Annotated in this window: 18 protein-coding genes; 16 read left to right on the top strand and 2 right to left on the bottom strand. The window is 71.0% G+C overall.

Annotation, left to right across the window (positions count from 1 at the left end; genetic code table 11):
• Positions 1 to 10: 10 nt before the first annotated feature.
• Positions 11 to 1,069: an AraC family transcriptional regulator gene (locus ACTWJ5_RS13875; protein WP_444439075.1), complete on the bottom strand. Its 1,059-nt coding sequence runs from the start codon at positions 1,067 to 1,069 to the stop codon at positions 11 to 13.
• Positions 1,070 to 1,170: 101 nt separating this feature from the next.
• Here ACTWJ5_RS13875 and ACTWJ5_RS13870 point away from each other — a divergent pair, with 101 nt between their 5' ends.
• Entirely contained in the window at positions 1,171 to 2,355 is a 1,185-nt protein-coding gene (locus ACTWJ5_RS13870) for an acetyl-CoA C-acyltransferase family protein (RefSeq protein WP_444439073.1), read from the top strand.
• A gap of 115 nt (positions 2,356 to 2,470) precedes the next feature.
• The gene (locus ACTWJ5_RS13865) at positions 2,471 to 3,040 is read left to right on the top strand and encodes a TetR/AcrR family transcriptional regulator (protein ID WP_253407403.1); all 570 of its coding nucleotides are present in this window, start codon (positions 2,471 to 2,473) and stop codon (positions 3,038 to 3,040) included.
• A 37-nt stretch (positions 3,041 to 3,077) separates the two neighbouring features.
• On the opposite strand, the gene ACTWJ5_RS13860 is transcribed toward ACTWJ5_RS13865, so the two are convergent.
• Positions 3,078 to 5,195: a TonB-dependent receptor family protein gene (locus ACTWJ5_RS13860; protein WP_444439071.1), complete on the bottom strand. Its 2,118-nt coding sequence runs from the start codon at positions 5,193 to 5,195 to the stop codon at positions 3,078 to 3,080.
• A 367-nt stretch (positions 5,196 to 5,562) separates the two neighbouring features.
• Here ACTWJ5_RS13860 and ACTWJ5_RS13855 point away from each other — a divergent pair, with 367 nt between their 5' ends.
• The 14 genes from ACTWJ5_RS13855 (at position 5,563) to ACTWJ5_RS13790 (ending at position 24,427) form a co-directional block, all read left to right on the top strand.
• The gene (locus tag ACTWJ5_RS13855) at positions 5,563 to 7,215 is read left to right on the top strand and encodes an ABC transporter substrate-binding protein (RefSeq protein WP_444439069.1); all 1,653 of its coding nucleotides are present in this window, start codon (positions 5,563 to 5,565) and stop codon (positions 7,213 to 7,215) included.
• Complete coding sequence (locus tag ACTWJ5_RS13850; protein ID WP_253390715.1) at positions 7,212 to 8,195, top strand: ABC transporter permease; 984 nt, start codon at positions 7,212 to 7,214, stop codon at positions 8,193 to 8,195. Before ACTWJ5_RS13855 ends, ACTWJ5_RS13850 begins: the two co-directional genes overlap by 4 nt.
• On the top strand, positions 8,192 to 9,049 hold the full coding sequence (locus tag ACTWJ5_RS13845; RefSeq protein WP_074979452.1) for an ABC transporter permease: 858 nt from the start codon (positions 8,192 to 8,194) through the stop codon (positions 9,047 to 9,049). The genes ACTWJ5_RS13850 and ACTWJ5_RS13845 overlap by 4 nt, the downstream gene beginning before the upstream one ends.
• Positions 9,049 to 10,761, top strand: coding sequence for a dipeptide ABC transporter ATP-binding protein (locus ACTWJ5_RS13840; protein WP_444439066.1), 1,713 nt, complete (start codon positions 9,049 to 9,051; stop codon positions 10,759 to 10,761). Before ACTWJ5_RS13845 ends, ACTWJ5_RS13840 begins: the two co-directional genes overlap by 1 nt.
• A 240-nt stretch (positions 10,762 to 11,001) precedes the next feature.
• Complete coding sequence (locus ACTWJ5_RS13835; RefSeq protein ID WP_444439064.1) at positions 11,002 to 11,163, top strand: ABC transporter ATP-binding protein; 162 nt, start codon at positions 11,002 to 11,004, stop codon at positions 11,161 to 11,163.
• A 678-nt stretch (positions 11,164 to 11,841) separates the two neighbouring features.
• Positions 11,842 to 13,905, top strand: a complete 2,064-nt coding sequence (locus ACTWJ5_RS13830) for a TonB-dependent receptor family protein (RefSeq protein ID WP_444439063.1) — start codon at positions 11,842 to 11,844, stop codon at positions 13,903 to 13,905.
• Between the two features lie 130 nt (positions 13,906 to 14,035).
• Positions 14,036 to 15,757, top strand: coding sequence for an ABC transporter substrate-binding protein (locus ACTWJ5_RS13825; protein WP_444439061.1), 1,722 nt, complete (start codon positions 14,036 to 14,038; stop codon positions 15,755 to 15,757).
• The gene (locus tag ACTWJ5_RS13820; protein ID WP_043266538.1) at positions 15,754 to 16,686 is read left to right on the top strand and encodes an ABC transporter permease; all 933 of its coding nucleotides are present in this window, start codon (positions 15,754 to 15,756) and stop codon (positions 16,684 to 16,686) included. The genes ACTWJ5_RS13825 and ACTWJ5_RS13820 overlap by 4 nt, the downstream gene beginning before the upstream one ends.
• A 2-nt stretch (positions 16,687 to 16,688) precedes the next feature.
• Positions 16,689 to 18,065: an acyl-CoA dehydrogenase family protein gene (locus ACTWJ5_RS13815; RefSeq protein ID WP_444439588.1), complete on the top strand. Its 1,377-nt coding sequence runs from the start codon at positions 16,689 to 16,691 to the stop codon at positions 18,063 to 18,065.
• The gene (locus ACTWJ5_RS13810; protein WP_074979444.1) at positions 18,062 to 19,408 is read left to right on the top strand and encodes an LLM class flavin-dependent oxidoreductase; all 1,347 of its coding nucleotides are present in this window, start codon (positions 18,062 to 18,064) and stop codon (positions 19,406 to 19,408) included. The genes ACTWJ5_RS13815 and ACTWJ5_RS13810 overlap by 4 nt, the downstream gene beginning before the upstream one ends.
• Before the next feature lie 20 nt (positions 19,409 to 19,428).
• Positions 19,429 to 20,487: an NADP(H)-dependent aldo-keto reductase gene (locus ACTWJ5_RS13805; RefSeq protein WP_074979442.1), complete on the top strand. Its 1,059-nt coding sequence runs from the start codon at positions 19,429 to 19,431 to the stop codon at positions 20,485 to 20,487.
• 13 nt (positions 20,488 to 20,500) lie between these two features.
• On the top strand, positions 20,501 to 21,388 hold the full coding sequence (locus tag ACTWJ5_RS13800; RefSeq protein WP_043318923.1) for an ABC transporter permease: 888 nt from the start codon (positions 20,501 to 20,503) through the stop codon (positions 21,386 to 21,388).
• Complete coding sequence (locus ACTWJ5_RS13795; RefSeq protein ID WP_444439058.1) at positions 21,385 to 23,046, top strand: dipeptide ABC transporter ATP-binding protein; 1,662 nt, start codon at positions 21,385 to 21,387, stop codon at positions 23,044 to 23,046. The genes ACTWJ5_RS13800 and ACTWJ5_RS13795 overlap by 4 nt, the downstream gene beginning before the upstream one ends.
• Positions 23,024 to 24,427: an LLM class flavin-dependent oxidoreductase gene (locus tag ACTWJ5_RS13790; protein ID WP_444439056.1), complete on the top strand. Its 1,404-nt coding sequence runs from the start codon at positions 23,024 to 23,026 to the stop codon at positions 24,425 to 24,427. Before ACTWJ5_RS13795 ends, ACTWJ5_RS13790 begins: the two co-directional genes overlap by 23 nt.
• The last annotated feature ends 23 nt before the right edge of the window (positions 24,428 to 24,450 follow it).

Genomic DNA, 24,450 nt, shown 5'->3' with positions numbered 1-24,450 from the left:
CGGGCGCCGTTCAGCCGCCGCCCTGGGCGCGGGCCGCGCGGTAGCGCCCGGGGCTCATGCCGGTCCACTGGCGGAAGGCGCGGTGGAACGCGCTGGGCTCCTGGAAGCCGCAGCGCGCAGCGATCTCGGCGATGCTCAGGCTGGCGTCGTCCAGGCACTCGAAGGCCAGCGCCCGGCGCACCTCGTGCTTGATCATCTGGTAGGAAAAACCCTCGCGCTCCAGCTGGCGGCGAAAGGCCGATTCGCTCAGCGCCAGCTGCGCGGCCATCTGCGCCTGGGACGGCCAGTCGAGGTCACCACCGGCCTTCAAGCGGCGGTAGACCTTGGCCGACAGCCCGGAACGGTTGCGGAAACGCACCACCACACCCTCCGGGGCCTGGCGCAGGAACTGCTTGAGGCTGGCGAAGTTGCGGATCACCGGCAGCGCCAGTTGCTGGGCGTTGAATTCCAGCTCGGTGTGGTCGGCGTCGAAGCGGATCCACGGCCCCCACAGCAGCGGCTCGGCGCCGTGGGGCGGCTGCGGGTGGCCGAAGCGGGCGCGGTCGGGGTTGATGCGCCGCCCCACCAGCCAGCAGGCCACGCCGATGACCATGCTCAGGTAGATTTCCTCGGCGACGCAGCGCAGGGTGGCGTCGTCGATGCGCGTGTACAGCACGATGGCCGCACGGTTGCCGCGCAGCTCCAGGTGCGCGCGGATGTCACGCAGGAACAGGTTGAAGCCGGCCAGGCACTGGCGCAGGGCGCGGCCCAGGTCCGGCTCGTGCAGCACGCTGCGGCAGACCATGGCGAAGGCGCCGCGCGGCAGGCCGGCGGAATCGAAGGCGAAGAACTCGTCGCCCAGTTCCTCGGTGAGCAGCAGCCACAGGCGCGTCACCGCCTCCGCCGGCACCCGGTGCAGCGGCTCGTCCAGCCAGTGCGGCTCGATGCCGGCCTGCGCCAGCAGTTCGGCGGCGCGCTGCGGGCGGTCGGCCAGGCGGTGCAGCGCGGCCTTCACGAAATAGGCCGCCACCGAGTCGCGCCGGCGCGGGGTGGCCGTCTGTTCCTGGGGGCCCAGGGCGGGTTTCATCATCCGATATGTCCAAATTCGTCAGCCGGGACTGCGCAATTCTGGCATAGGACGCCACCGCATCGCCTTCTAGACTGCTCGCCATTCTGCCAGGAGCCCTTCCCATGCACAGACCAGAAGTCTTCGTCGTCAGCGCGGTGCGCACCGCCATCGGTACCTTCGGCGGCACGCTCAAGGACACCCCGCCCGCCCAGCTCGCCACCCTGGTCACCCAGGCCGCGCTGGCCCGCGCCAACTGCGACGCGCAGCGCGTCGAGCACGTGGTGTTCGGCCACGTCATCCCCACCACGCCCAAGGACGCCTACATCAGCCGCGTGGCGGCGCTGCAGGCGGGCATTCCCAAGGAAGCCCCGGCCTTCACCGTCAACCGCCTGTGCGGCTCGGGCCTGCAGGCCATCGTCAGCGCCGCCCAGGGCCTGATGCTGGGCGACTCGCGCGTCGCCATCGCCGGCGGCGCCGAGTGCATGAGCCAGTCCGGCTACCTGGTGCCCAGCGCCCGCTGGGGCGCGCGCATGGGCGACGTGAAGATGCTCGACTACATGCTCGGCGCCCTGCAGGACCCGCTGCACGGCATCCACATGGGCATCACCGCCGAGAACATCGCCAAGCAGCACGGCATCACCCGCCAGGACCAGGACGCCCTGGCCCTGCAGAGCCAGCAGCGCGCCGCCCGCGCCATCGCCGAAGGGCGCTTCGCCGGGCAGATCGTCCCGGTGGAAATCCGCAGCCGCAAAGGCACCAGCCTGTTCGAGGTGGACGAGCACGTGCGCGCCGAGGCCAGCCTTGAGCAACTGGCGAAGATGAAACCGGCCTTCCTCGAAGACGGCAGCGTCACCGCCGGCAACGCATCGGGCCTGAACGACGGCGCCAGCGCCCTGCTGCTGGCCACCGCCGAGGCGGTGAAGAGCGAGAACCTGCAACCCATCGCGCGGGTGGTGGCCTATGCCCACGCCGGCGTCGAGCCCACCCTGATGGGCCTCGGCCCGATCCCGGCCACCCGCCTGGCCTTGCAGCGCGCCGGCCTGAGCGTGGCCGACCTGGACGTGATCGAGTCCAACGAGGCCTTCGCCGCCCAGGCCTGCGCGGTCAGCCGCGAGCTGGGCTTCGACCCGCAGAAGGTCAACCCCAACGGCTCGGGCATCTCCCTGGGCCACCCCATCGGCGCCTCCGGCGCGATCATCGCCACCAAGGCCATCCACGAGCTGCAGCGCATCCAGGGCCGCTACGCGCTGGCCACCATGTGCATCGGCGGCGGCCAGGGCATCGCCGTGATCTTCGAACGCGTCTGATCGGGCCGGCCGGCCCCGGAGGCGCCCAACCCACGAAACGGGCGCGCCGCGGCCGGCCGCCCTTTCGGCGCGCCTTTCCCCGGCGAGCAACCCGATACGACGTACAGGTGCCCAGATGAACAGCACGCCCGCCTCCCCCGGCTCGCGTTTCGCGCGCAACCGCCCCAAGGCCCTGGAGCTCTTCGCCCGGCGCGGCTTCGCCCAGGTCAGCCTGCGCGAGCTGGCGCGCCACCTGGAGCTGACCGCGGGCTCGCTCTACAGCCATTGCGCGAGCAAGGAAGAGCTGCTGCTGGAGTTCATCGAGGAACACTACCTGGCGCTGCTTTCGCTGTTCGACCAGCGCCGGCTGCGCGGCTGCCCCAAGGCCGCCCTGCAACGGGTGGTCGAGGGCCTGGTGGCGTTGTACGAAAGCAATCCCCTGCACTTCCAGCTGGCTACCCGCGACGCCGGCTGCCTCAGCGACGAACAGCGCCAATGCGTCGAACGGCTGCGCCGGCAGCTCGGCCAGAAGCTCGATGCGCAGCTGGGCGCCGCCGGCTACGCCAACCCCGGCCAGGCCTGCCAGCCCACCCTGGAGCTGTTCGAACACCTGCCCCTGTGGCTGGCCCGCTACCCGCTGGACCCGCAGCAGCGCTGCGCCACCCTGCTGCGCTCGCTGACCGCCGCGCTGGCGCCTGGCGCCTGAAGCGGCGGGGCCGGCACGGCGCCGGCCCCGCGGCGGCTCAGAAGCGCACGGCCACCCCGGCGGTGACGTTGAACGGATCGCCCGGGTAGAAGTTGGCCGAGTCCCGGCCCTTGGCGTCGTAGGCGGTGTTGGCCGCGGTGGCGTAGTGCTCGTTGGTCAGGTTGCGCAGGTCGAGGAACACCTCCCAGCGCCGGCCCGGCGCCTGGTAGCCCAGCTTGGCGCCCCACAGCGTGTACGAAGGCGCGCCCAGGCTGTTGGCGTAGTCCACGTAGTAGCTGGAGGCCGCCCGCGCGTTGAGCTCGGCGTAGTAGCCGTCGTGCCGCTGGTAGTTCAGCTGCGCCTGGTACACCTGGCGCGGCAGGCTGGGCAGTTCGTTGTCGCCGAAGGTGCTGTCGCCGCGGTAGTGGAAGTCGTTCAGCGTCCAGGCCTGGCGCAGGTCCAGGCGGTCGCCGTTGGCGCCTTCCCAGAGCTGGATGCCCAGCCCCGCCTCGATGCCCTGGTGGATGGTCGGGCTGGCGTTGGAGTTGGCCACCAGCGCATCCGCCGTGGCGGTGGCCTGGCGCACCACCACCGAGAGCAGTTCGTCCTTCACCCAGGAGCGGTACAGCGTCAGGCTGCCGTCCACTACCCCGACGCTGCCGCGGATGCCCACCTCCAGGGTGTCGGCCTTCTGCGGGGTGAGCGGGCGGATGTACGGCACACTGGTGCTGCCCAGTTGCCAGGTCACCGGCGGGTCGATGGAGCGGCTGGCGTTGCCGAACAGCTGGATGTCCGGCGTCAGCTGGTAGCGCAGGCCAACACGCGGCGCGGCGTACCACTTGTTGTAGCTGACCGCGCTGGGGAACTCGCTGGTGTTGGCGCTGGTGCTGTACTCGATGCTCACGTCGCGGTCGATGTTGATCGCCGAGAGCCCGCTCACCAGCCACAGGCGCGGGTCCAGTTGCAGTTCGTTGCCGAAGGCGAACAAGGTATCCCGCGAGCCGGTGTAGTCGGTGTGCTGCAGCAGCTGGCCGGTGGCGCGGCTGTGGGACTTCACGTCGGCGAACTGCGAGCGGGTGTTGCTGAAGGTCAGGGTGGTGTCGCTGGGCAGGCCGAACAGGCGGTCCTGGCTGCGCAGGTAGCGCAGCGTCAGGTTGGTGTCGGTGGAGCGCCAGTCCTGCGGCGTGGCCGAGTAGCGCCAGCCGTTGAGCAGCGGGTAGTCGTTGACGCTCAGGCCCACCTGCAGCCGCGAGTCATCGTCGAAGCGGTAGGTGGTGGTGCTGCCGACCCAGGTGGAGCCGTCCTTCTTGCGCCCGGTGGGCACCTTGTTGGAATTGGAGTCGTGCTTGATCTGCGCGCGGGTCAGGGTGTTGCCCTGGGTCAGCGTCTCCTCGCGGTAGCGCACGATCAGCCGGGTATCCAGGCGCTCGTTGAAGCGGTGGCCGAGGTTGGCCACCAGTTCCTGGCCCTTGTTCGGGGTGTCGTGCTGGTAGCCGTCGCGCTCGTTGTGGAAGATCGACACGTAGTAGTCGCTGTCGTCCACCACCCCGCCGGTGCTCAGCTGCTGCTTGCGGTAGCCGAAGCTGCCGGCCTCCAGGCGCAGGTAGTTGCCCGGCGCGGTGTAGCCGCTGTGGGTGACGAAGTTGATGGCGCCGCCCAGGCTGGTGGCCGCGTAGTCGAAGGCGTTGGCACCGTAGAGCACCTCGGTGTGATCGATGCCGTTCATGCTCAGGTAGTCTTCCTGGGTGCCGCCCGGGCCGGTGATGGGCAGGCCGTCGAACAGGTATCTGATGCCCAGCGCGTAGCCCTGGTAGAAGGTGTTCAGGCCCGAGCCGCGGATGGAAATCTTGTTCGCCCCGCTGCCGCTGGTGGCCTGGGCGAATATCCCCGGCTGCAGCGCGAACACGTCCTCGGCGTTGGTCGCGCGGCCCTTCTCCACTGCCTTGTTGTCCACCACCACAGCCGCGCCGGGAACCTTCTTCAAGCGCTCCTCGGCCTTCTGCGCCTCGCTGCGGGCGGCGCCCTCCACCACCACGGTGGCCAGGCGGGTATCGCCACCCTCCGGCTGGGCCGCCCACAGCGGGCCGCCGGCCAGGCACAGGCCGGCGCCGAGGCTCAGCAGCCGGCCCCCCAGGCCGGCGCGGGTTGTACGGGTTATAGGTTTTTTCAAATGCACGGCAAGGCTCCTTAGGTCCTCCAATGAGTGGGCGAGCCTCTATGCGCATAGTCGTGCTCGACAGCGCTTTCGCAGAATCCATGCCAAGCATTAATTCCTTCTGAATCAATCAGATGAGAAAAAGCACGCTGTACTCGAAGGAACATCTGTTGCCGCGCTGTTGATCGCTTCACAACCCGCCGCCAACCGCCCGCTGCTCAGCCAGCAACAGCGAATCGACAAACTGCCCGCGCAGCAGCGTGGAATCGAGGCGCAAGCCCACTGAAACGGGCCTTCCAGGCCGGGCATGGCTTGTGCAACGCAGCCTGGGCGGCCGCTCCCGGAGCGCACGCCGCCCCGTCTTCCACCTGCAGAAGGCTGCCCACGCTTGAAGCCCAGACGAACACCCCCACAGCCCCTGGCCCTCGCCCTGCCCTTGCTGCTCGCCGCCGCGCTCGGCGGCTGCCGCGACGCGCAGGACCACCAGGCCCACAGCGACACCCCGGTCAGCGGCGGCACCCTGACCTACGCCACCGACCGCGAACCCATCTGCCTCGACCCCCACGTCGCCGGCGACATGCCCCAGGTGTTCCTCGGCCGGCAGTTCCTCGACTCGCTGGTGTCCATGGACGCACAAGGCCGCATCGGCCCCTGGCTGGCGAAAAGCTGGGAAGTCTCCGCCGACGGCCTGAGCTACACCTTCCACCTGCGCGACGACGTGCGCTTCAGCGACGGCACGCCGTTCGACGCCAACGCGGTGAAGGCCAACCTCGACCACATGGTCGACCCGCGCACCCAGTCCAGCACCGCCGGCGGCTACGTGCGCCAGTACCGCGGCACCGACGTGCCCGACGCGCACACCGCGGTGGTGCACCTGGCCACGCCCTACGCGGCCTTCCTCGAAGTGCTCGCCCAGGGCTTCCTCGGCATCCAGTCGCCCACGGCGCTGCGCCGCCCGCGCGACGAGAACTGCGAGAGCCCGGTGGGCAGCGGCCCGTTCAAGGTGGTGCGCTGGGACCGCCAGAGCCAGGTGGTGCTGGAACGCAACCCCGACTACCACTGGGCGCCGCCCACCGCGGCGCACCAGGGGCCGGCGTACCTGGAGCGCATCGTCTGGAAGTTCATCCAGGAGCCCTCGGTGCGCTTCGCCTCGCTGCAGGCCGGCGAGGTGGACGTGATCGAGAGCGTGCCGCCGGAATCCCACGCCGCCGCGCGGGCCAACCCGGAGGTGTCGCTGCTGGTCGCCCAGCGCCCCGGCAACCCCACCAACGGCACCCTCAACATGACCCGCGCGCCCTTCGACGACCTCCGCGTGCGCGAGGCCTTCATCCGCTCGGCCGACATAGACGCGGCGCTGAAGAGCGTGTACTTCGGCGAATTCCCCCGCGCCGGCGGCCCGCTCAGCGCGGCCACGCCCTTCTACAGCGCCGACTTCGAGCACGCCCAGGACTACGACCCGCTGCGCGCCGGGCAGTTGCTCGACGCCGCCGGCTGGACCGGGCGCGACGCCGAGGGCTACCGCAGCCGCGGCGGCAGGCGCCTGCAGGTCCACGTGATCATGGGCAACCGCACGCCGCCCTCGGAATTCAGCCTGTGGGAGCAGGTGCAGGCCACCGCCCGCCGCGCCGGCTTCGAGGTGATCATCGAGCAGATGAGCGACGTGCTCGCCCAGCAGCGCCAGGCCGACTGGGACTACGACATCCGCCTGGGCTACTGGAACACCAACACCCCGGACGTGCTGCGGATCATCTTCGGCTCGGCCTTCCTGCGCCCGGCCGGGGTGCGCGGCTACCACCAGAACACCGCCGGCTTCGACGACCCGCGCTTCGACGCCCTGGTGGAACAGGCCCTGGCCACCCAGGACGGCGAGCGCCGCCGCGAGCTGTACCACCAGGCCCAGGCCCTCGCCTCCAGCCAGTACCTGCAGCTGACCACCTACCCGCAGAGCACCCGCCTGGGCATCTACAAGCGCGCCCACGGCGTGCGCCTGGAGCCGTCGCTGGCGGTCACCTCCCTCTACGACGCCTGGGTGAACCCATGAGCCAGACCCTTACCGCTCCCGACCCGCGCCGCGAGCGCCTGCTGCGCCTGGCCCGCCACGCCGCCTGGCGCCTGCTCGGCGGCCTGCTGGTGCTGTGGGCCGCCGCCAGCCTGACCTTCTTCGCCCTGCGCCTGATGCCCGGCGACCCGGTGCTGGCCATCCTCGGCGGCCCCAGCGGCAACCCCACCCCGGAAACCATCGCCGAGGCCACCCGCGAATACGGCCTGGACCGGCCGCTGGCGGTGCAGTACGCCATCCACCTGGGCCACCTGCTGCGCGGCGACCTCGGGGTGTCCTACTCGCAGCACCTGCCGGTGACGCGCATCCTCGCCGAGCAGACCGGCCCCACCCTGCAGCTGACCTTCGCCGCCCTGGCCCTGGCCTGGCTCATGGTGCTGGGCTGGACGCTGCTCAGCGCCGGCCGCCGCCACTGGTTCGGCGGCCTGGCCTCGCTGCTGGAGACCCTCGCCGCGGCGCTGCCGCAGTTCTGGCTGGCGATCCTGCTGCTGGCCGCCTTCGCCTTTGGCCTGCAGCTGTTCCCGCCGGCCGGCAGCGACGGCCTGCGCAGCCTGGTGCTGCCGGCCCTGGCGCTGGCGGTGCCGCTGGCCGGGTTCATCGGCCAGGTCACCCGCGAGGCCCTGGAGATCACCCTGGAGCAGCCCTTCATCCTCTCCGCGCGCACCCGCGGCCTCAGCGACCGTGCCGTGCGCTACCGCCACGCCCTGCGCCACTCGGTGCTGCCGGCCATCTCGCTGTCGGGCTGGGCGCTGGGCGCGCTGCTCAGCGGCTCGGTGGTGGTGGAAGTGATCTTTTCCCGCAAGGGCCTGGGCCGCCAGCTGTTCCAGGCCGTGCAGAGCCAGGACCTGCCGCTGGTGCTGGGCATCACCCTGGTGGTCGCCGCCGGCTACGTGCTGGCCAACATCCTGGTCGACCTGCTCTACGAACTGGTCGACCCCCGCCTGCAAAGGAGCGCGGCATGAGCGAACTCGCCCCCACACTCGAACTGCCCCTGGCGCCGCGCCGGCAGGCCCGCGCGCTGCCCTGGCCGGCGCTGCTGGCGACGGCCTTCCTCGCCGCATTGGTGGCCGCCGCACTGTTCCCACAGCTATTCGCCCACGGCGACCCGCTGGCCATCCAGCCGCGCGAGGCGTTCAGCGCGCCGGGCTGGGCCCACTGGTTCGGCACCGACCAGTCCGGCCGCGACATCTACGCGCGGGTCATCCACGGCGCGCGCCAGTCGCTGACCATCGGCCTGGCCGCCACCGCCCTGGCGATGAGCATCGCCATCGGCCTGGGGCTCGCCGCGGGCCTGGCCGGCGGCGCCATGGACCGCGGCATCGGCTGGCTGCTGGAAGTGCTGTTCGCCTTCCCCAGCCTGATCCTCGCGCTGCTCTTCGTCGCCATCTTCGGCAGCGGCATCGGCCCGCTGATCATCGCCACCGGCATCGGCAGCGCGCCGGGCTACGCGCGCATGGTCCGCGGCCAGGTGCTGGCGGTGCGCCACGCCGGCTACATCGAGGCCGCCCGCGCCCTGGGCCACGGCCCATGGCGCACCATCGCCCGGCAGATACTGCCCAACGCCATGCGCCCGCTGATCGTCACCCTGACCATGGGCGTCGGCCACGCCATCGTCTGGGCCTCGGCGCTGAGCTTCCTCGGCCTGGGCGCGCGGCCGCCGGCGCCGGAATGGGGGACCATGCTCTCCATGGGCCGCGACTTCATCGTCAACGCCTGGTGGCTGACCTTCTTCCCAGGCCTGTTCATCGTCCTCACCACCCTGTCGACCACGGTCGCCGGGCGCTACCTGCAACAACGCCTGGAGGGCCGCCGCTGATGCCGCGCCAACCGCTGATAGTCGAAGACCTCACCGTGCATTTCGGCGAGCACCGCGTGCTCGACCGCCTGTCCTTCACCCTGCCGCCGGGCCGCGCCCTGGCCCTGGTGGGCGAATCCGGCTCGGGCAAGAGCGTGCTGGCGCGCAGCCTGGTGGGCCTGGCCGGCGCCGGCGCGCGGGTGCAGGCGCGGCGCCTGGAATACGCCGGGCGCGACCTGCTGGCCTTGGACGAGCGGCGCTGGCGCGAACTGCGCGGCCGCGAGATCGGCTTCGTGCTGCAGGACGCCCTGGTATCCCTGGACCCGCTGCGCCCGGTGGGCCAGGAAATCCTCGAAGTGCTGAGCACCCACCGCTGGGGCGACCGCCACAGCCGCCGGCAGCGGGTGCTGGAATTGCTGGAGAAGGTCGGCGTGCCGGAGCCGGCCTTGCGCGCCCGGCAGCGCTCCGAGCAGCTCTCCGGCGGCCTGCGCCAGCGCGCATTGATCGCCAGCGCCCTGGCCCTGGACCCGGGCCTGGTGATCGCCGACGAGCCGACCACGGCGCTGGATGCCACCGTGCAGGCGCAGATTCTCGGCGTGCTGCAGCAGGTGAAGGCGCGCGGCGACTCGCTGCTGCTGATCAGCCACGACCTGGCGGTGGTCGCCCAGCTCGCCGACGAGGTGCTGGTGCTGCGCCACGGCGAGGTGGTGGAACAGGGGCCGATCGAGCAGATCCTCCACGCGCCGCGCCACCCCTACACCCGCAGCCTGCTGGAGGCGATCCCCGCCAACCGCCCGCGCGGCACCCGGCTGACGCCCGGCGCGGCTCCCGCGGTTCGCCGCGCGGAAGTCGCACAGCCGCAGGTGCTGCTGGAAGCCCGCGGCCTCGGCAAGCGCTACCGCGGCCCCGACCAGCAATGGCGGCAGGTGCTCGACGACGTCAGCTTCCGCCTGCACGCCGGGCGCACCCTGGGCATCGTCGGTGAATCCGGCTCGGGCAAGAGCACCGCCGCACGCATCGCCCTCGGCCTGCTGGAGCCGGACGCCGGCAGCGTGGCATTCGCCGGCCAGCCCTGGAATGCGGCCGCCGCGCAGCGCATCGCCGAGCGTGAACGCCGCCCGCGGCGGCGCGACATCAGCGTGATCTACCAGGACCCGCTGAGTTCCTTCGACCCGCGCTGGAGCGTCGGCCAGGTGCTCGACGACGCCCTCCAGGCCGGCGGCCTGGAAGCCGCGCGGCGCCCGGCGCGCATCACCGAGCTGCTGCGCCAGGTGCGCCTGCCGGCGGAACTGGCGCAGCGCCGCCCGCTGCAACTCTCCGGCGGGCAGCGGCAACGCGTGGCCATCGCCCGCGCCCTGGCCAGCCAGCCGAAGGTGATCATCTGCGACGAACCGGTGTCGGCGCTGGACGTCTCGGTGCAGGCCCAGGTGCTCGACCTGCTGGCCGACCTGCAGGACGAACTGGGCCTGGCCTACCTGTTCATCTCCCACGACCTGGGGGTGATCCGCCACCTCAGCGACGAAGTGCTGGTGATGCTGCAAGGCAAGGTGGTCGAGGCCGGCCCCACCGAGGCGGTGCTGCGGAACCCGCAGCATCCCTACACCCAGCGCCTGCTGGCCTCGGTGCCACAACTGCCGGCCGAGGGCCGCCCGAAGGTGGCAAAACTGGCGCCGGCCAGCGTCGACCTGGAGCCGCCGTTCGAGGAGCGCTGGTTGTGGGGGTTGGCAGTTTGATGGGGGCGCTGCTGTTGTAGGAGCGAGCTTGCTCGCGAACGGGGTTTGCCGGTCGGAGGCGGTGCCTGTCCTGAAGAGCGCCCTCTCCCTAACCCTCTCCCTGAAGGGAGAGGGGACCGTTCGGTGCGTTCGGATGCTCTTGAGTTAGCCGGACACGCCGGTGGTTTCAGGTTGAAGCCATTCCTTCTCTCGGCACGGACAAGCCCCTCTCCCTTCAGGGAGGAGGCCGGCCCCACCGAGGTGGTGCTGCGGAACCCGCAGCATCCCTACACCCAGCGCCTGCTGGCCTCGGTGCCGCAACTACCGGCGGAGGGCCGCCCGAAGGTGGCGCAGCTGGCGCCGGCCAGCGTCGACCTGGCGCCGCCGTTCGAGGAGCGCTGGTTGTGGGGGTTGGCGGTTTGAGGGGGGCGCTGCTGTTGTAGGAGCGAGCTTGCTCGCGAACGGAGTTCTGCCGGTCGGAGGCGGTGCCTGTCCTGAAGAGCGCCCTCTCCCTAACCCTCTCCCTGAAGGGAGAGGGGACTGTCCTCTGCCAATCGCGGCATCAGCACACTCCTGCAACTTCCGGCTTAAGCCAGACCACCAGAGCACACCGAACGGCCCCCTCTCCCTTCAGGGAGAGGGCTGGGGAGAGGGTACGGAGTCAGCCTCCCACACCAGTCTCACCGGCTGACCCTGTTCGCGAGCAAGCTCGCTCCTACAAAAAACACCACAACTTCCCCCGCCCCGCAATACAACTTTCCGCCACCCAACACCCCGTTATTTGCATATAACCCAAACACTGCGCACAAACCAACAGAACATCAGCACCTGTTGATCCAGCGCAAGCAGACAAAAACCACAAAAAACCATCAACACCTTGATTTAAAAGGAATTAACAACCTGGCACGAGTCCTGCTCAAGTACAGATGGAGCATGACTATACGAATAGAAAGCCAATTACTTTATCTATTCCATGAGGATTCGAAGTTGGTGGTTAATTATTCTGGGGGTGAGTGGGGGAAACTTGCGCTGGCTATTCGCCGGGCAACATTCTGGTCGGCAAGTTTCGGTTCGGCGGTATTGCTGGTGGGGACCCAGGCAATGGCCGAAACCGCAGGCAGCGATGCCAGCGACAGCAGCAAGCAGAACAGCGGTACCCGCCTACAGACGGTAGTGGTGCAGGCACAGAAGGAAACCCCGGTGGAGGCGGCGCGCAGCCAGCTCGCCGACGTGCCCGGCGGCGTCAGCGTGGTGGACAGCGAGCAGCTTTCCAAGGGCCGTACCGCCAACCTGCAGGACACCCTGGCCTACCAGCCCGGCGTGTTCGTGCAGTCCACCGGCGGCAACGACGCGGCGAAGATATCCATCCGCGGTTCGGGCGCCAACACCTCGCCGGGTTACTTCCGCGAGGGCATCAAGTTCCTCTTCGACGGCCTGCCGCTGACCGGCCCGGGCGGTACGCCCTACGAGTTCCTCAACGGCTCGGGGGTGAACTACACCGAGATCCTGCGCGGCGCCAACGCCTTCCAGTACGGCGCGCTGACCCTCGGCGGCGCGGTGAACTTCGTCAACCAGACCGGCTACAGCGCGCCCGGCACCCGCCTGCGGGTGGAGGCCGGCAGCTACGGCTACCAGAAGGAAGTGCTCAGCGCCGGCGGCGTGGTCGGCGGCTTCGACTACTACGCCAACGTCGACAACTACCGCAACGACGGCTACCGCGACTACAGCCTGTCGAAGAGCCAGGGCGTGGTGCTCAACCTGGGCTACCGCTTCAACCCGAAGCTGGAGACGCGCCTGCTGGTGCGCTACCGCGACGAGTACCACAACGACCCCAGCGCCATCACCCTCAAGCAGCTCAAGCACGACCCGGACAAGGCCAGCCCCACCGCCGCCAGCAGCGGCGCCGGCAGCCGCCGGCCGGGCAGCACCTGGGTCGGCAGCAAGACCACCTACACCTTCGACGACGACTCCAGGCTGGACGTCGGCCTGGTCTACTACGACTACCCGCACAACAACAGCCCGGACAGCCCGACCAACCCCAGCTACTGGGACTGGCACGACCTGAGCTTCGTCCTCAACTACGCGCGCAGCGACCAGTGGTTCGGCCACGAGAGCCGCTCCAGCGCGGCCTTCACCTCCACCGAGCACATCAAGGGCGGAGTCGACTCGACGCGGGCCAACAAGCAGCCGGTGAAGGTGGTGGACTACGGTTCGTCCTTCGACCACGTCTTCTCCTTCGGCAACGACCTGGAGCTGACCGAGGACCTCTGGCTGACCACCGGCCTGTCCTTCATCAACGTGCGCCGCAGCACCGACATCAAGTACGTGAACACCAGCAACACCAGCGGCTACCCGAGCAAGGACACCTACGAGAACTGGAGCGCCGCGCCGCGCATCGGCCTGCGCTACCAACTGACGCCGGACCTGCAGCTGTTCGGCAACTTCAGCCGCTCCATCGACCCGCCGGCGTCCTGGCAGTACTCCAACTCGGCGGCCGCCACGCCCTTCGTCAAGCCGCTGGTGGAACAGAAGGCCAACACCCTGGAGGTCGGCATCAAAGGCTCCCACGGCATCTTCGACGGCAGCCTGGCGCTGTACCGCTCGTGGATCCGCGACGAGCTGCTGAACGTGCAGATCATTCCCGCCACGGCCACCACCGCCGCGGTCACCTCGGCCTTCAACGCCGAGAGCCCGACCATCCACCAGGGCGTCGAGGCCGGGTTGAACACCCTGCTCTGGGAAAACAGCGTCGGCGAGAAGATCAGCTGGCGCCAGGCGTACACCTACAACGACTTCTACTACCGCCACGACGACACCTTCGGCGACAACCAGCTGCCGGGCATTCCCAAGCACGTCTACCAGGGCGAGCTGCAGTACCAGCACCCCAGCGGCTTCTATGGCGGCGTCAACGTGACATCCGCCTCGCGCACCGCGGTGGACTACGCCAACAGCTTCTACGCGCCCTCCTACACCATCTTCGGCGCGGGGGTCGGCTACGAGGCGCCGAAGAAGGACTGGAAGGTCTCCCTCGACCTCAAGAACCTCGCCAACGAGAAGTACGTGACCGCCGTGGCGCCGCAGTACGACGCCAAGGGCAAGGACGTCGCCGCCCTCTACCCGGGCGACGGCATCGGCGCCTACGTCGGCCTCGAACTGCGCTACTGACCGGCCGCGCCACCCGACCGGGGCGGCGCGCACTGACGCGGGCGGCGCGATCCGCCGCCCGCCTGGCAACAGGGACATCGTAGATGCCATCGACACCGCACACCCCACCGGCCCTCCCGCGGAGGCCGGCATGATCGACAGACTCCTGCCCCTGGCGGCCGGCGCCCTGCTGGCCGCCGTGCTGGCCGGCTGCTCGCCGGCCGCCGACGATGGGCCCGGCGCCGGCGGCGCCGCCCTCGACACCGGCACCCTCAAGGACGGCCAGCTCAGCTACCCCGCCGAGGACTTCCACGAGCAGGCCCCCGGCAAGCCCGGCGGCACCCTGCGCGCCAGCGCCGCGCTGGACACCTATTCCTTCGACATCCACGCCCTGTCCCACGGCAACGTGCAGTGGCTGGGGCGCATCCTCTACGACTGCCTGGTGTACCAGGACGAACAGGGCAAGGTCTCGCCCTGGCTGGCCAAATCCTGGGAGATTTCCGCAGACGGCCTGACCTACACCTTCCACCTGCGCGACGACGTCAGCTTCAGCGACGGCACGAAGTTCAACGCCGAAGCGGTGCGGGTGAACCTCGAACACATGCGCGACCCGGCCACCAAGTCGCCGCTGGCCGCGGCCTACATCGCGCCCTACCAGTCGGGCAAGGTGCTCGACGAGTACACCTTCCAGGCCACCCTGCGCGAGCCCTACTCGCCCTTCCTCGACGTGCTGGCGCAGTCCTGGCTGGGCATGATCTCGCCGAAGCAGATCCTCGAAGACCCGAAATCCATCGCCGCCCATCCGGTGGGCTCCGGGCCCTTCGTGCTGGAAAGCTACACCCGCGACCAGGGCGCCAATTTCGTGCGCCGCGCCGGCTACCACTGGGCGCCGCCGGTGCTGCGGCACCAGGGCCCGGCCTACCTGGAGCGCCTGGAACTGAGCTTCGTGCCCGAGGCGCTGATCCGCTACAGCTCGCTGGTCTCCGGGCAGTACGACTTCACCCTGGACGCGCCGACGCAGAACGCCCAGGCCATCCGCAAGGACCCGCAACTGGTGCTGCGCAGCCGCATCCGCAAGGGCAACCCGGTGCGCAGCCTGACCTTCAACGTCGAACGCTTCCCCTTCGACGACGTGCGCGTGCGCAAGGCCCTGGCCCGCGCCATCGACCGCGAGGGCCTGGCCTGGATCAGCGGCTTCGGCGAGTTCCAGGTCAAGGCCGACTTCCTCGCCGCCAACACCCGCTTCTACGACCCGGCCTGGCGCAACGCCCTGGGCTACGACGTGGTCGCGGCCAACGCCCTGCTCGACGAGGCCGGCTGGACCGCGCGCGACGCCGAGGGCTACCGCAGCCGCGACGGCCGGCGCCTGGCCGCCACCCTGCTGATGATCGACAGCCCGGCGCTGCCGGCCAACGTGGCGGTGGCCATGCAGGCCGACGCGAAGAAGATCGGCATCGACCTGGGCCTGCGCGTGCTGCCCCAGGCCCAGGTCAACGACCTGCGCTACGCCGGCGACTACCAGGCGCTGGTCGGCGGCTACTGGCACACCAACACCCCGGACGGGCTGTACATCCTCTACCACAGCAACTCCATCGCCACGCCGAAGCTGATCGGGCAGAACAGCGCGCGCCTGCGCGACGCCCGGCTCGACGACCTGCTCGCCCGCGCCCGCCGCAGCACCGACGCGGCCGAGCAGCAGCGCCTGTACAGCGCCGCCCAGCAACGCCTCACCGAAGTGGTGCCGGCGGTGCCGGTCTACGAAAGCCAGCTGACCATCGCCTACCGTCGCGACGTCAAGGGCGTGGTGTTCGACAGCTCGCACAACGTGCCCTTCTTCACCAGCGTCTGGCTGGACCGGGAGCCGCAACCATGAAAGCCCTGCGCCGCGTGTTCTGGCGTTTCCTCGGCGGCCTGGCGGTGCTCTGGGGCGCCGCCAGCCTGACCTTCGTCGCCCTCAACGTCAGCGGCGGCGACCCGGCCCTGGCCATCCTCGGCGGGCCGGACGCCATGCCCACCGCCGAGGCCATCGCCCAGGTGCGCCGCGACTACGGCCTGGACCAGCCGCTGGCGGTGCAATACGCCCACTACCTGGGGCGCCTGGTCCAGGGCGACCTGGGCGAGTCGTACCGCCTGCGCATCCCGGTGGCCCAGGCCATCGCCGGGCAGGTCGGCGCCACCGCCCAGCTGGCCCTGTGGGCGGCGCTGGCCGCGGTACTGCTGGCGGTGAGCGCGGCGGTGCTGACCGCCAACCGCGCGCCCTGGGCCCGCGGCCTGGCCTCCGGCGGCGAGCTGCTGCTGTCGTCCATGCCCAGCTTCGTGCTCGGCATCCTCCTGCTGCTGGTGTTCTCCTTCCAGCTGCACTGGCTGCCGCCCACCGGCTCGCGCGGCTGGAAGAGCCTGGTGCTGCCGATCCTAACCCTGGCCCTGCCGGTGGCCGCGGTGCTGGCCCAGGTGCTGCGCCAGGAGCTGGAGGAAATCCTCGAACAGCCCTTCATCGCCATGGCCCGCGCCCGCGGCCTGTCCGAGGCCGGCGTGCGCCTGGGCCACGCCCTGCGCCATGCGCTGACGCCGCTGATCACCCTGTCCGGCTTCGTCTTCGCCGCGCTGCTGGGCGGCGCGGTGATCACCGAGAACCTGTTCGCCCGCCAGGGCATCGGCCGACTGATGCTCAACGCGGTGAACGACAAGGACGTGCCCGTGGTGCTCGGCATCACCCTGCTGGCGGCGGCGATCTACGTGCTGGTGAACCTGGCCGTGGACCTGCTCAACGCCCTGGTCGACCCGCGGGTGAGCGAGGCATGAGCATGACCGCGAGCATCGCCCTGGCCCAGCTGCGCCAACTGTTCGACGCCCACGAGGCGCCGCCCCCTTCCATCGCCCGCCCCGAGGACACCGCGATGATCTTCCCCGACGACCTTCCCGCCGCCGCGAGTGCGCCGGCGCACCCCGACGACAACGCCCTGCTGCAACGCTTCGAAGCGGTGTTCCAGCGCATCGCCGCCGGCGCCATCGAGCGCGAGCAGCAGCGCGAGCTGGCCTACGAGCCGGTGGCCTGGCTGCGCGAGGCCGGTTTCGGCGCGCTGCGCATTCCCCTGGCCTACGGCGGCCTGGGCGCCAGCCTGCCGCAGCTGTTCCGCCTGGTCCGCCGCCTCGGCGAGGCCGACTCCAACCTGCCGCAGATCTTCCGCGCGCACTTCGGCTTCGTCGAAGGCCGCCTCAACGACGACGACGAAGCCAGCCGCCGGCACTGGTTCCCGCGCATCGTCGGCGGCGAGCTGTTCGGCGCGGCCATGGCCGAGCGCAGCGAAGTCACCGGCAACAGCGTCACCCTCGTCCGCGAGGACGACCACTGGCTGCTCGACGGCGAGAAGTACTACTGCACCGGCACCCTCTACGCCGACTGGATCGCCGTGTCGGCCAGCGATGGCGACGAGCACGTCGCCGTGGCCGTGGCCACCGACGCGCCCGGCGTCACCCGCCTGGACGACTGGGACGGCTTCGGCCAGCGCCTGACCGGCAGCGGCACCACCCGCTTCGACAAGGTCCGCGTCGAGGAACACCAGTTGTTCCGCCGCTTCAAGCTCGGCGAAGGGCGCAGCGACAGCTACATCACCGCCTTCTACCAGCAGGTGCACCTGGCCACCCTGGCCGGCATCGCCCGGGCGGTGCTGCGCGACGCCGTCGCCTTCGTCCAGGGCCGCACCCGCGCCTTCGGCATCCCCGGCCGCTCCGAGCCGCGCCAGGACCCGCTGGTGCAGCGCGTGGTGGGCCGCCTGGGCAGCCTGGCGTTCTCCGCCGAGGCGCTGGTGGAAGCCGTCTCGGCCACCCTCGAACGCACCTGGCAGGCGCACCGCGTGGGCACCGCCAGCCGCGAGCTGTACGCCGAGGCCGACATCCACGCCTACCAGGCGCAGCAGATCGTCCTGCCCCAGGTGCTGGAGGCCGCCACCCTGCTCTTCGAGGTCGGCGGCGCCTCGGCCACCAGCAGCGGCCGCCGGCTCGACCGGCACTGGCGCAACGCCCGCACCCTGGCCTCGCACAACCCGGCGATCCTGCGCGAGGCCTACCTGGGCGACTACCACCTCAACGGCACCCTTCCCAGCGAGGCCTGGAGCGAGCGTTTCGCCGCCGCCAGGGCCGCGCAACAGCAAGCCCCTAGCACCGAGGAGACCCCGGCATGAGCAACGCACAGCGGCAAATGAGCATCGGCATGAACATCCTCGGCTTCGGCGCCCACGCCGCGGCCTGGCGCACCGGCGAGGCGCCGCCCACCGCCTACCTGGACGTGGGCTATTACCAGAACATCGCGCGCATCTCCGAGCGCGGCACCCTGGACGCCATCTTCCTCGCCGACGGCCCGGCCCTGGCCGGCGACGTCGGCCGCCAGCCGGCCGGGCGCCTGGAGCCCACCGTGCTGCTCACCGCGGTGGCCCTGGCCACCCAGCGCATCGGCGTGATCTCCACCGCCTCCAGCTCCTACAACGAACCCTTCAACCTGGCCCGGCGCATCGCCTCGGTCGACCATATCAGCGGCGGCCGCGCGGCCTGGAACGTGGTGACCAACGCCGGCGACGCCGCCGCGCAGAACTTCGGCCTGGCCGGCGCGCCGCTGCACGTGGACCGCTACGCCCGCGCCGAGGAGTTCGTCGACGTCACCCTCAAGCTGTGGGACAGCTGGGAAGACGGCGCCATCCTCGGCGACGCCGCCTCCGGGCGCTTCGCCGACCCGGCCCGGGTGCACGCCATCGACCACGTCGGCCGCTACTTTTCGGTCAAGGGCCCGCTCAACGTGCCGCGCTCGCCCCAGGGCCGCCCGGTGCTGTTCCAGGCCGGCTCCTCGGAGGGCGGCAAGGCCCTGGGCTCGCGCTTCGCCGACGCCATCTTCACCACCCAGACCACCCTCGCCGACGGCCAGGCCTTCTACCGCGAGATGAAGCAGCGCGCCCGCCAGTGGGGGCGCAACCCCGAGCACCTGAAGATCATGCCCGGCCTGTCCACGGTGATCGGCAGCACCGAGGCCGAGGCCCTGGAGCGCTTCGAGCGGCTGAACGGCTACCTGGGCGAAGGCGGCCTGCTGCGGCAGATCGCCCAGCGCATCGGCGTCGACGCCAGCGAGCTGGACCCGGACGCGCCGCTGCCCTGGCAGCGCATCGGCCCGGTCAACGAATTCGAGAAGGGCTCCCACGGCTTCCTCGAAGCCCAGCTGAACCTGGCCCGCGCCGAGAACCTCAGCGTGCGCCAGCTGTCGCGGCGCATCCTGGTCGGCCACCGGCTGCTGGTGGGCACCCCCGAGCAGGTCGCCGCCAGCCTGGAGGAATGGTTCCTCGCCGGCGCCGCCGACGGCTTCAACATCATGCCCGACAGCTTCCCCTCGGGCGTGGAGAGCTTCGTCGACGAAGTGGTGCCGCGCCTGCGCCAGCGCGGGCTGTTCCGCCACGAATACCAGGGCAGCACCCTGCGCGAACACCTCGGCCTGCCCTACCCGGCCAGCCGCTACGAACAACCCGCGGCCGCTTCGGCCTGAACCTGCGAGAGACCACCGGCATGAACTACCGCCCACTCGGCAACAGCGACCTCAAGGTCAGCGTCATCGGCCTCGGCAGCATGACCTGGGGCCACCAGAACAGCGAGGCCGACGCCCACCGCCAGCTCGACTACGCGCTCTCGCGCGGGGTCAACCTGGTGGACGCCGCCGAGATGTACCCCACCCCGTCCCGGGCCGACACCTGGGGCGACACCGAGCGCTTCATCGGCACCTGGCTTGCGCGCAGCAAACGCCGCCAGGACATCGTCCTGACCAGCAAGATCGTCGGCCCGCCGCGCCAGAGCGGGCACATGCAGCACATCCGCGGCGGCGCCACGCGCTTCGACCTGGCCACCCTGCGCAGCGCCCTGGACGGCAGCCTCGACCGCCTGCAGACCGACTACCTGGACCTCTACCAGCTGCACTGGCCCAGCCGCAGCACGAACTTCTTCGGCACCCGCGACTACCCCTGGGTGGACGACGAGCAGAGCGACGACATCGGCGAAACCCTCGCCGCCCTGGCCGAACTGGTGAAGTCCGGGCGGGTGCGCCACATCGGCCTGTCCAACGAAACGCCCTGGGGCGTGGCCGAGTTCCTCAGGCAGTCCGAGCGCCTGGGCCTGCCGCGCATCCTCAGCGTGCAGAACCCCTACAGCCTGCTCAACCGCCAGTACGAGACGGGCCTGGCGGAGTTCAGCCACCGCGAGCGCATCGGCCTGCTGGCCTACTCGCCGCTGGCCTTCGGCGTGCTCACCGGCAAGTACCTGGACGGCGCCCAGCCGGCCGGCGCGCGCCTGAGCGCCGGTTCCGCCTACGGCCGCTTCGCCCGCTACGCCAGCGCCGAGGCGCAGCAAGCCACCCGCACCTACGTCGAGCTGGCCCGAGAGCTGGGCCTGGCGCCGGCGCAACTGGCCCTGGCCTTCGTCATCGCCAAGCCCTTCGTGGCCAGCGCGCTGAACGGCGCCACCAGCCTGGAGCAACTGGCGCAGAACCTCGACGCCGCCGAGCTGCAGCTGACGCCGGAGGCACTCGCCGCCATCGACGCCATCCACGCGCGCCTGCCGAACCCGGCGCCCTGACAGGAGAACGCCCATGGCCGGTCCGTCGACCGCACTGCCCCGCCTGCTGCCCGCGCCGTCGCGGCGCCGCCAGCTGCCCGCCTTCCTCGGCGCGGCCCTGGCCCGCCCGGGCCTGACGCTGGCCGGGGTGTTCCTGGCGCTGCTGGTGCTCGCCAGCCTGGCGCCGACCTGGCTGGTGGCCACCGACCCGCTGCTGGCCAGCGCCCGCCACGCCTTCCAGGCGCCCAGCGCGGCGCACTGGCTGGGCACCGACGAGAACGGCCGCGACGTGCTCGCGCGCCTGGTCCACGGCGCCCGGCCGTCGCTGCTGATGGGCCTGGCGGCCACCGCCATCGGCCTGCTCGGCGGCATCGCCGTGGGCCTGGCCGCCGGGCTCGGGCCGCGCTGGCTGGATGCCGCGGCGATGCGCGGCATCGACGTGCTGCTGGCCTTCCCGGAACTGCTGCTGGCCCTGGTCATCATCACTTTCTGGGGCCAGGGGCTGGTCAACGCCATGCTCGCCGTGGGCATCGCCGGCATCCCGCGCTACGCCCGCCTGGTGCGGGCCCAGGCCAAGGTGGTGCGCGGCGCCGCCTACGTCGAGGCGGCGGTCACCCTGGGCCTGTCGCGGCCGGCGGTGATCTGGCGCCACCTGCTGCCCAACGCCATCCGCCCGGTGCTGATCCTGGCCACCCTGGGCATTGGCGCCAACATCGCCGCCGGCGCCTCGCTGAGCTTCCTCGGCTTCGGCGCGCCGCCGCCGGCGCCCGAATGGGGCTCGATGCTCTCGGTCGGCCGCAACTTCCTCTCCAACGCCTGGTGGCTGGTCGCGGCACCGGGCACGGCGGTGACCCTCACCGTGGTCGCCGTGACCGTGCTCGGCCGCGCCCTGCTGCGCTACAGCGAGGGCAAACGCCCATGACCACCCTGATCAACCCGTTCCGCCCGCTGCTGGAAGTGGCCGACCTGGACGTCGCCTTCGGCCGCGCCCAGCCGGTGCTGCAGCAGGTGTCCTTCAGCCTCTACCCCGGCGAATGCCTGGCCCTGGTCGGCGAGTCCGGCTCGGGCAAGAGCGTCACCTCGCGCACCCTGGCCGGGCTCACCGGCGCCGGCGCGCACATCCGCGCACGGCGCCTGGCCTTCGACGGCCAGGACCTGCTGAACCTCGGCGGCCGCCAGTGGCGCGAGCTGCGCGGCTCGCGCATCGGCTTCGTGATGCAGGATGCCCTCGGCTCGCTGGACCCGCTGCGCCAGGTGGGCCGCGAGATCGACGAGCCGCTGCGCCTGCATACGTCCCTGGACCGCGAGCGGCGCCAGCAGAAGGTCCTCGAGCTGCTGCGCGCGGTGGGCGTGCCCGAGGCCGAGCTGCGCGCCCGCCAGTACCCGCACCAGCTTTCCGGCGGGCTGCGCCAGCGCGCGCTGATCGCCTCGGCCATCGCCTGCGACCCCGACCTGCTGATCGCCGACGAACCCACCACGGCGCTGGACGCCACCGTCCAGGCGCAGGTCCTCGACCTGCTGGAAAGCCTGCGCCAGCGCAACCGCGCCATGCTGGTGGTGAGCCACGACCTGGCGGTGGTGGCGCGCCTGGCGCACCGCGTGGCGGTGATGCAGCACGGCGTGATAGTCGAGGAAGGCCCGGTCGACCAGGTGCTGGAAGACCCGCGCCACCCCTACACCCGCTCGCTGCTGCGCGCCGCCTCGGCGGTGCACCTCAGCCATGCGCCGCAGGCCGTTGCCAGCGAGCCGCCGCCGGCCAGCCTCGGCGCCCAGCCGGTGGTGCTGGAGGCGCGGCAACTGGCCAAGCACTTCCACGGCCCGAACGGCGCGGCGCAGCAGGCGGTGGCCGACGCCTCCTTCACCCTGCGCGCCGGCGAGACCCTGGGCATCGTCGGCGAATCCGGCTCGGGCAAGACCACCCTCACCCGCATGATCCTCGGCCTGGAGCGCCCTGACAGCGGCGAGGTGTACCTGCGCGGCCAGGCCTGGAGCGCCCTCGACGCCCTCGCCCAGCGCCGCGAGAGGCGCCGCATCCAAGTGGTGTTCCAGGACCCGCTGGCCTCCTTCGACCCGCGCTACAGCGTGGCCCGCGTCCTCGACGAGGCCCTGGCCCGGGCCGGCGGCAGCCGCGCCGAGCGCCAGCAGCGGGCGCGCGAACTGCTGGAACTGGTGCGCCTGCCGGCGGGCATGCTGCAGCGCCGGCCCATCGAGCTGTCCGGCGGCCAGCGCCAGCGCATCGCCATCGCCCGCGCCCTGGCGGCGCAGCCGGAAATCCTGGTGTGCGACGAGCCGGTGTCGGCGCTGGACGTCTCGGTGCAGGCGCAGATCCTCGACCTGCTGGCCGACCTCAAGCAGCGCCTGGGCCTGGCCTGCCTGTTCATCTCCCACGACCTGGGCGTGGTGCGCCACGTCAGCGACCGCGTGCTGGTGATGAAGGACGGCCACATCGTCGAGAGCGGCCCGGTGCGCGAGGTCTTCGCCCGCCCGCAGCACGACTACACCCGCGCCCTGCTGGGCGCCATTCCCCACCTGCCGCAACCCCGGGAGCGCCGCATCCGTGTCGAAGCCATTGCACGTTAATTTGTTCGAGATGAACTGCGTCAGCCACATCGTCCACGGCCTCTGGGCCCACCCGGAAAACCAGCGGCACCGCTTCAACGACATCGACTACTGGACGGAACTGGCGCAACTGCTGGAGCACGGCACCTTCGACGGCGTCTTCCTGGCCGACGTGGTGGGCGTCTACGACCGCTTCCGCGGCGGCCCCGAGACGGCCCTGCGCGAGGCCGTGCAGGTGCCCAGCAACGACCCGCTGCTGGTCATCCCGGCGATGGCCGCGGTGACCCGCAACCTGGGCTTCGGCGCCACCTTCTCCACCACCTACGAGCCGCCCTTCGCCTTCGCCCGGCGCATGAGCACCCTCGACCACCTGACCCGCGGCCGCGTCGGCTGGAACATCGTCACCTCCTACCTGCCCAACGCCGCGCGCAACTTCGGCCTGGGCGACGAGGTGCCCCACGACCGCCGCTACGAGATCGCCGACGAATACCTGGACGTGCTCTACAAGCTCTGGGAAGGCTCCTGGGACGACGACGCGGTGATCGCCGACCGCCAGCGGCGCATCTACACCGACCCGGCCAAGGTGCGCTACATCGACCACGTCGGCGAGCACTTCAAGGTCGCCGGGCCGCACCTCTGCCAGCCCTCGCGGCAGCGCACCCCGGTGCTGTTCCAGGCCACCGGCTCGCCGGCCGGCACCGAGTTCGCCGGGCGCCACGCCGAAGTGGTGTTCACCGGAGGCCCCACCCCGGCCGCGGTGCGCCGCAACATCGCCCACATGCGCGAACGCGCCCGCGCCCACGGGCGCGATCCGGCGGGCATCAAGTTCATCGTCCAGGCGGCGGTGATCGTCGGCCGCAACGACCTGGAAGTGCAGGCCAAACTGGAAGACTACCGGCGCCTGCAGAGCCTCGACGGCGCCCTGGCGCACATGCAGTCGGGCGTCGACCTGGCCGCCTTCCCGGCGCACACGCCGCTGGCCGAGCTGCCCGGCGGCGGGCCCTGGGCGGCGCTGCTGGCCAGCGACCCGCAGGCCACCGTGGGCCAGCTGGTGAAGCGCCTGGGCGGCTTCGACGAGGGCCGCTTCTTCGTCGCCGGCACGCCGAAGGTGGTGGCCGACGAGATCGAGAAATGGCTCGACGAGGACGGTATCGACGGCATCAACCTGCGCCAGTTCCTCACCCCGCACACCGCGCGCGACTTCATCGAACTGGTGGTGCCCGAGCTGCGCCGCCGCGGACGCTTCCGCGAGGCCTACAACGACGGCGAGACCCTGCGCGAACGGCTGTTCGGCGCCGGCCACGCGCGCCTGCCCGCCGACCACCATGGCGCCCGCTACCGCGACCCGGCGGCCCTGCGCCAGGCCAGCGCGCCGCTGCGCTTCGCCCAGGCGCCGGCCTGATCCCTTTCCCGAGATGGACCTGA

This window comes from Pseudomonas sp. A6 (assembly GCF_052367875.1).
In the GTDB taxonomy this organism is placed as follows: domain Bacteria; phylum Pseudomonadota; class Gammaproteobacteria; order Pseudomonadales; family Pseudomonadaceae; genus Pseudomonas; species Pseudomonas citronellolis.
The sequence above is the reverse complement of the archived record's forward strand: the minus strand, read 5'-3'. Positions and strand labels throughout refer to the sequence as shown.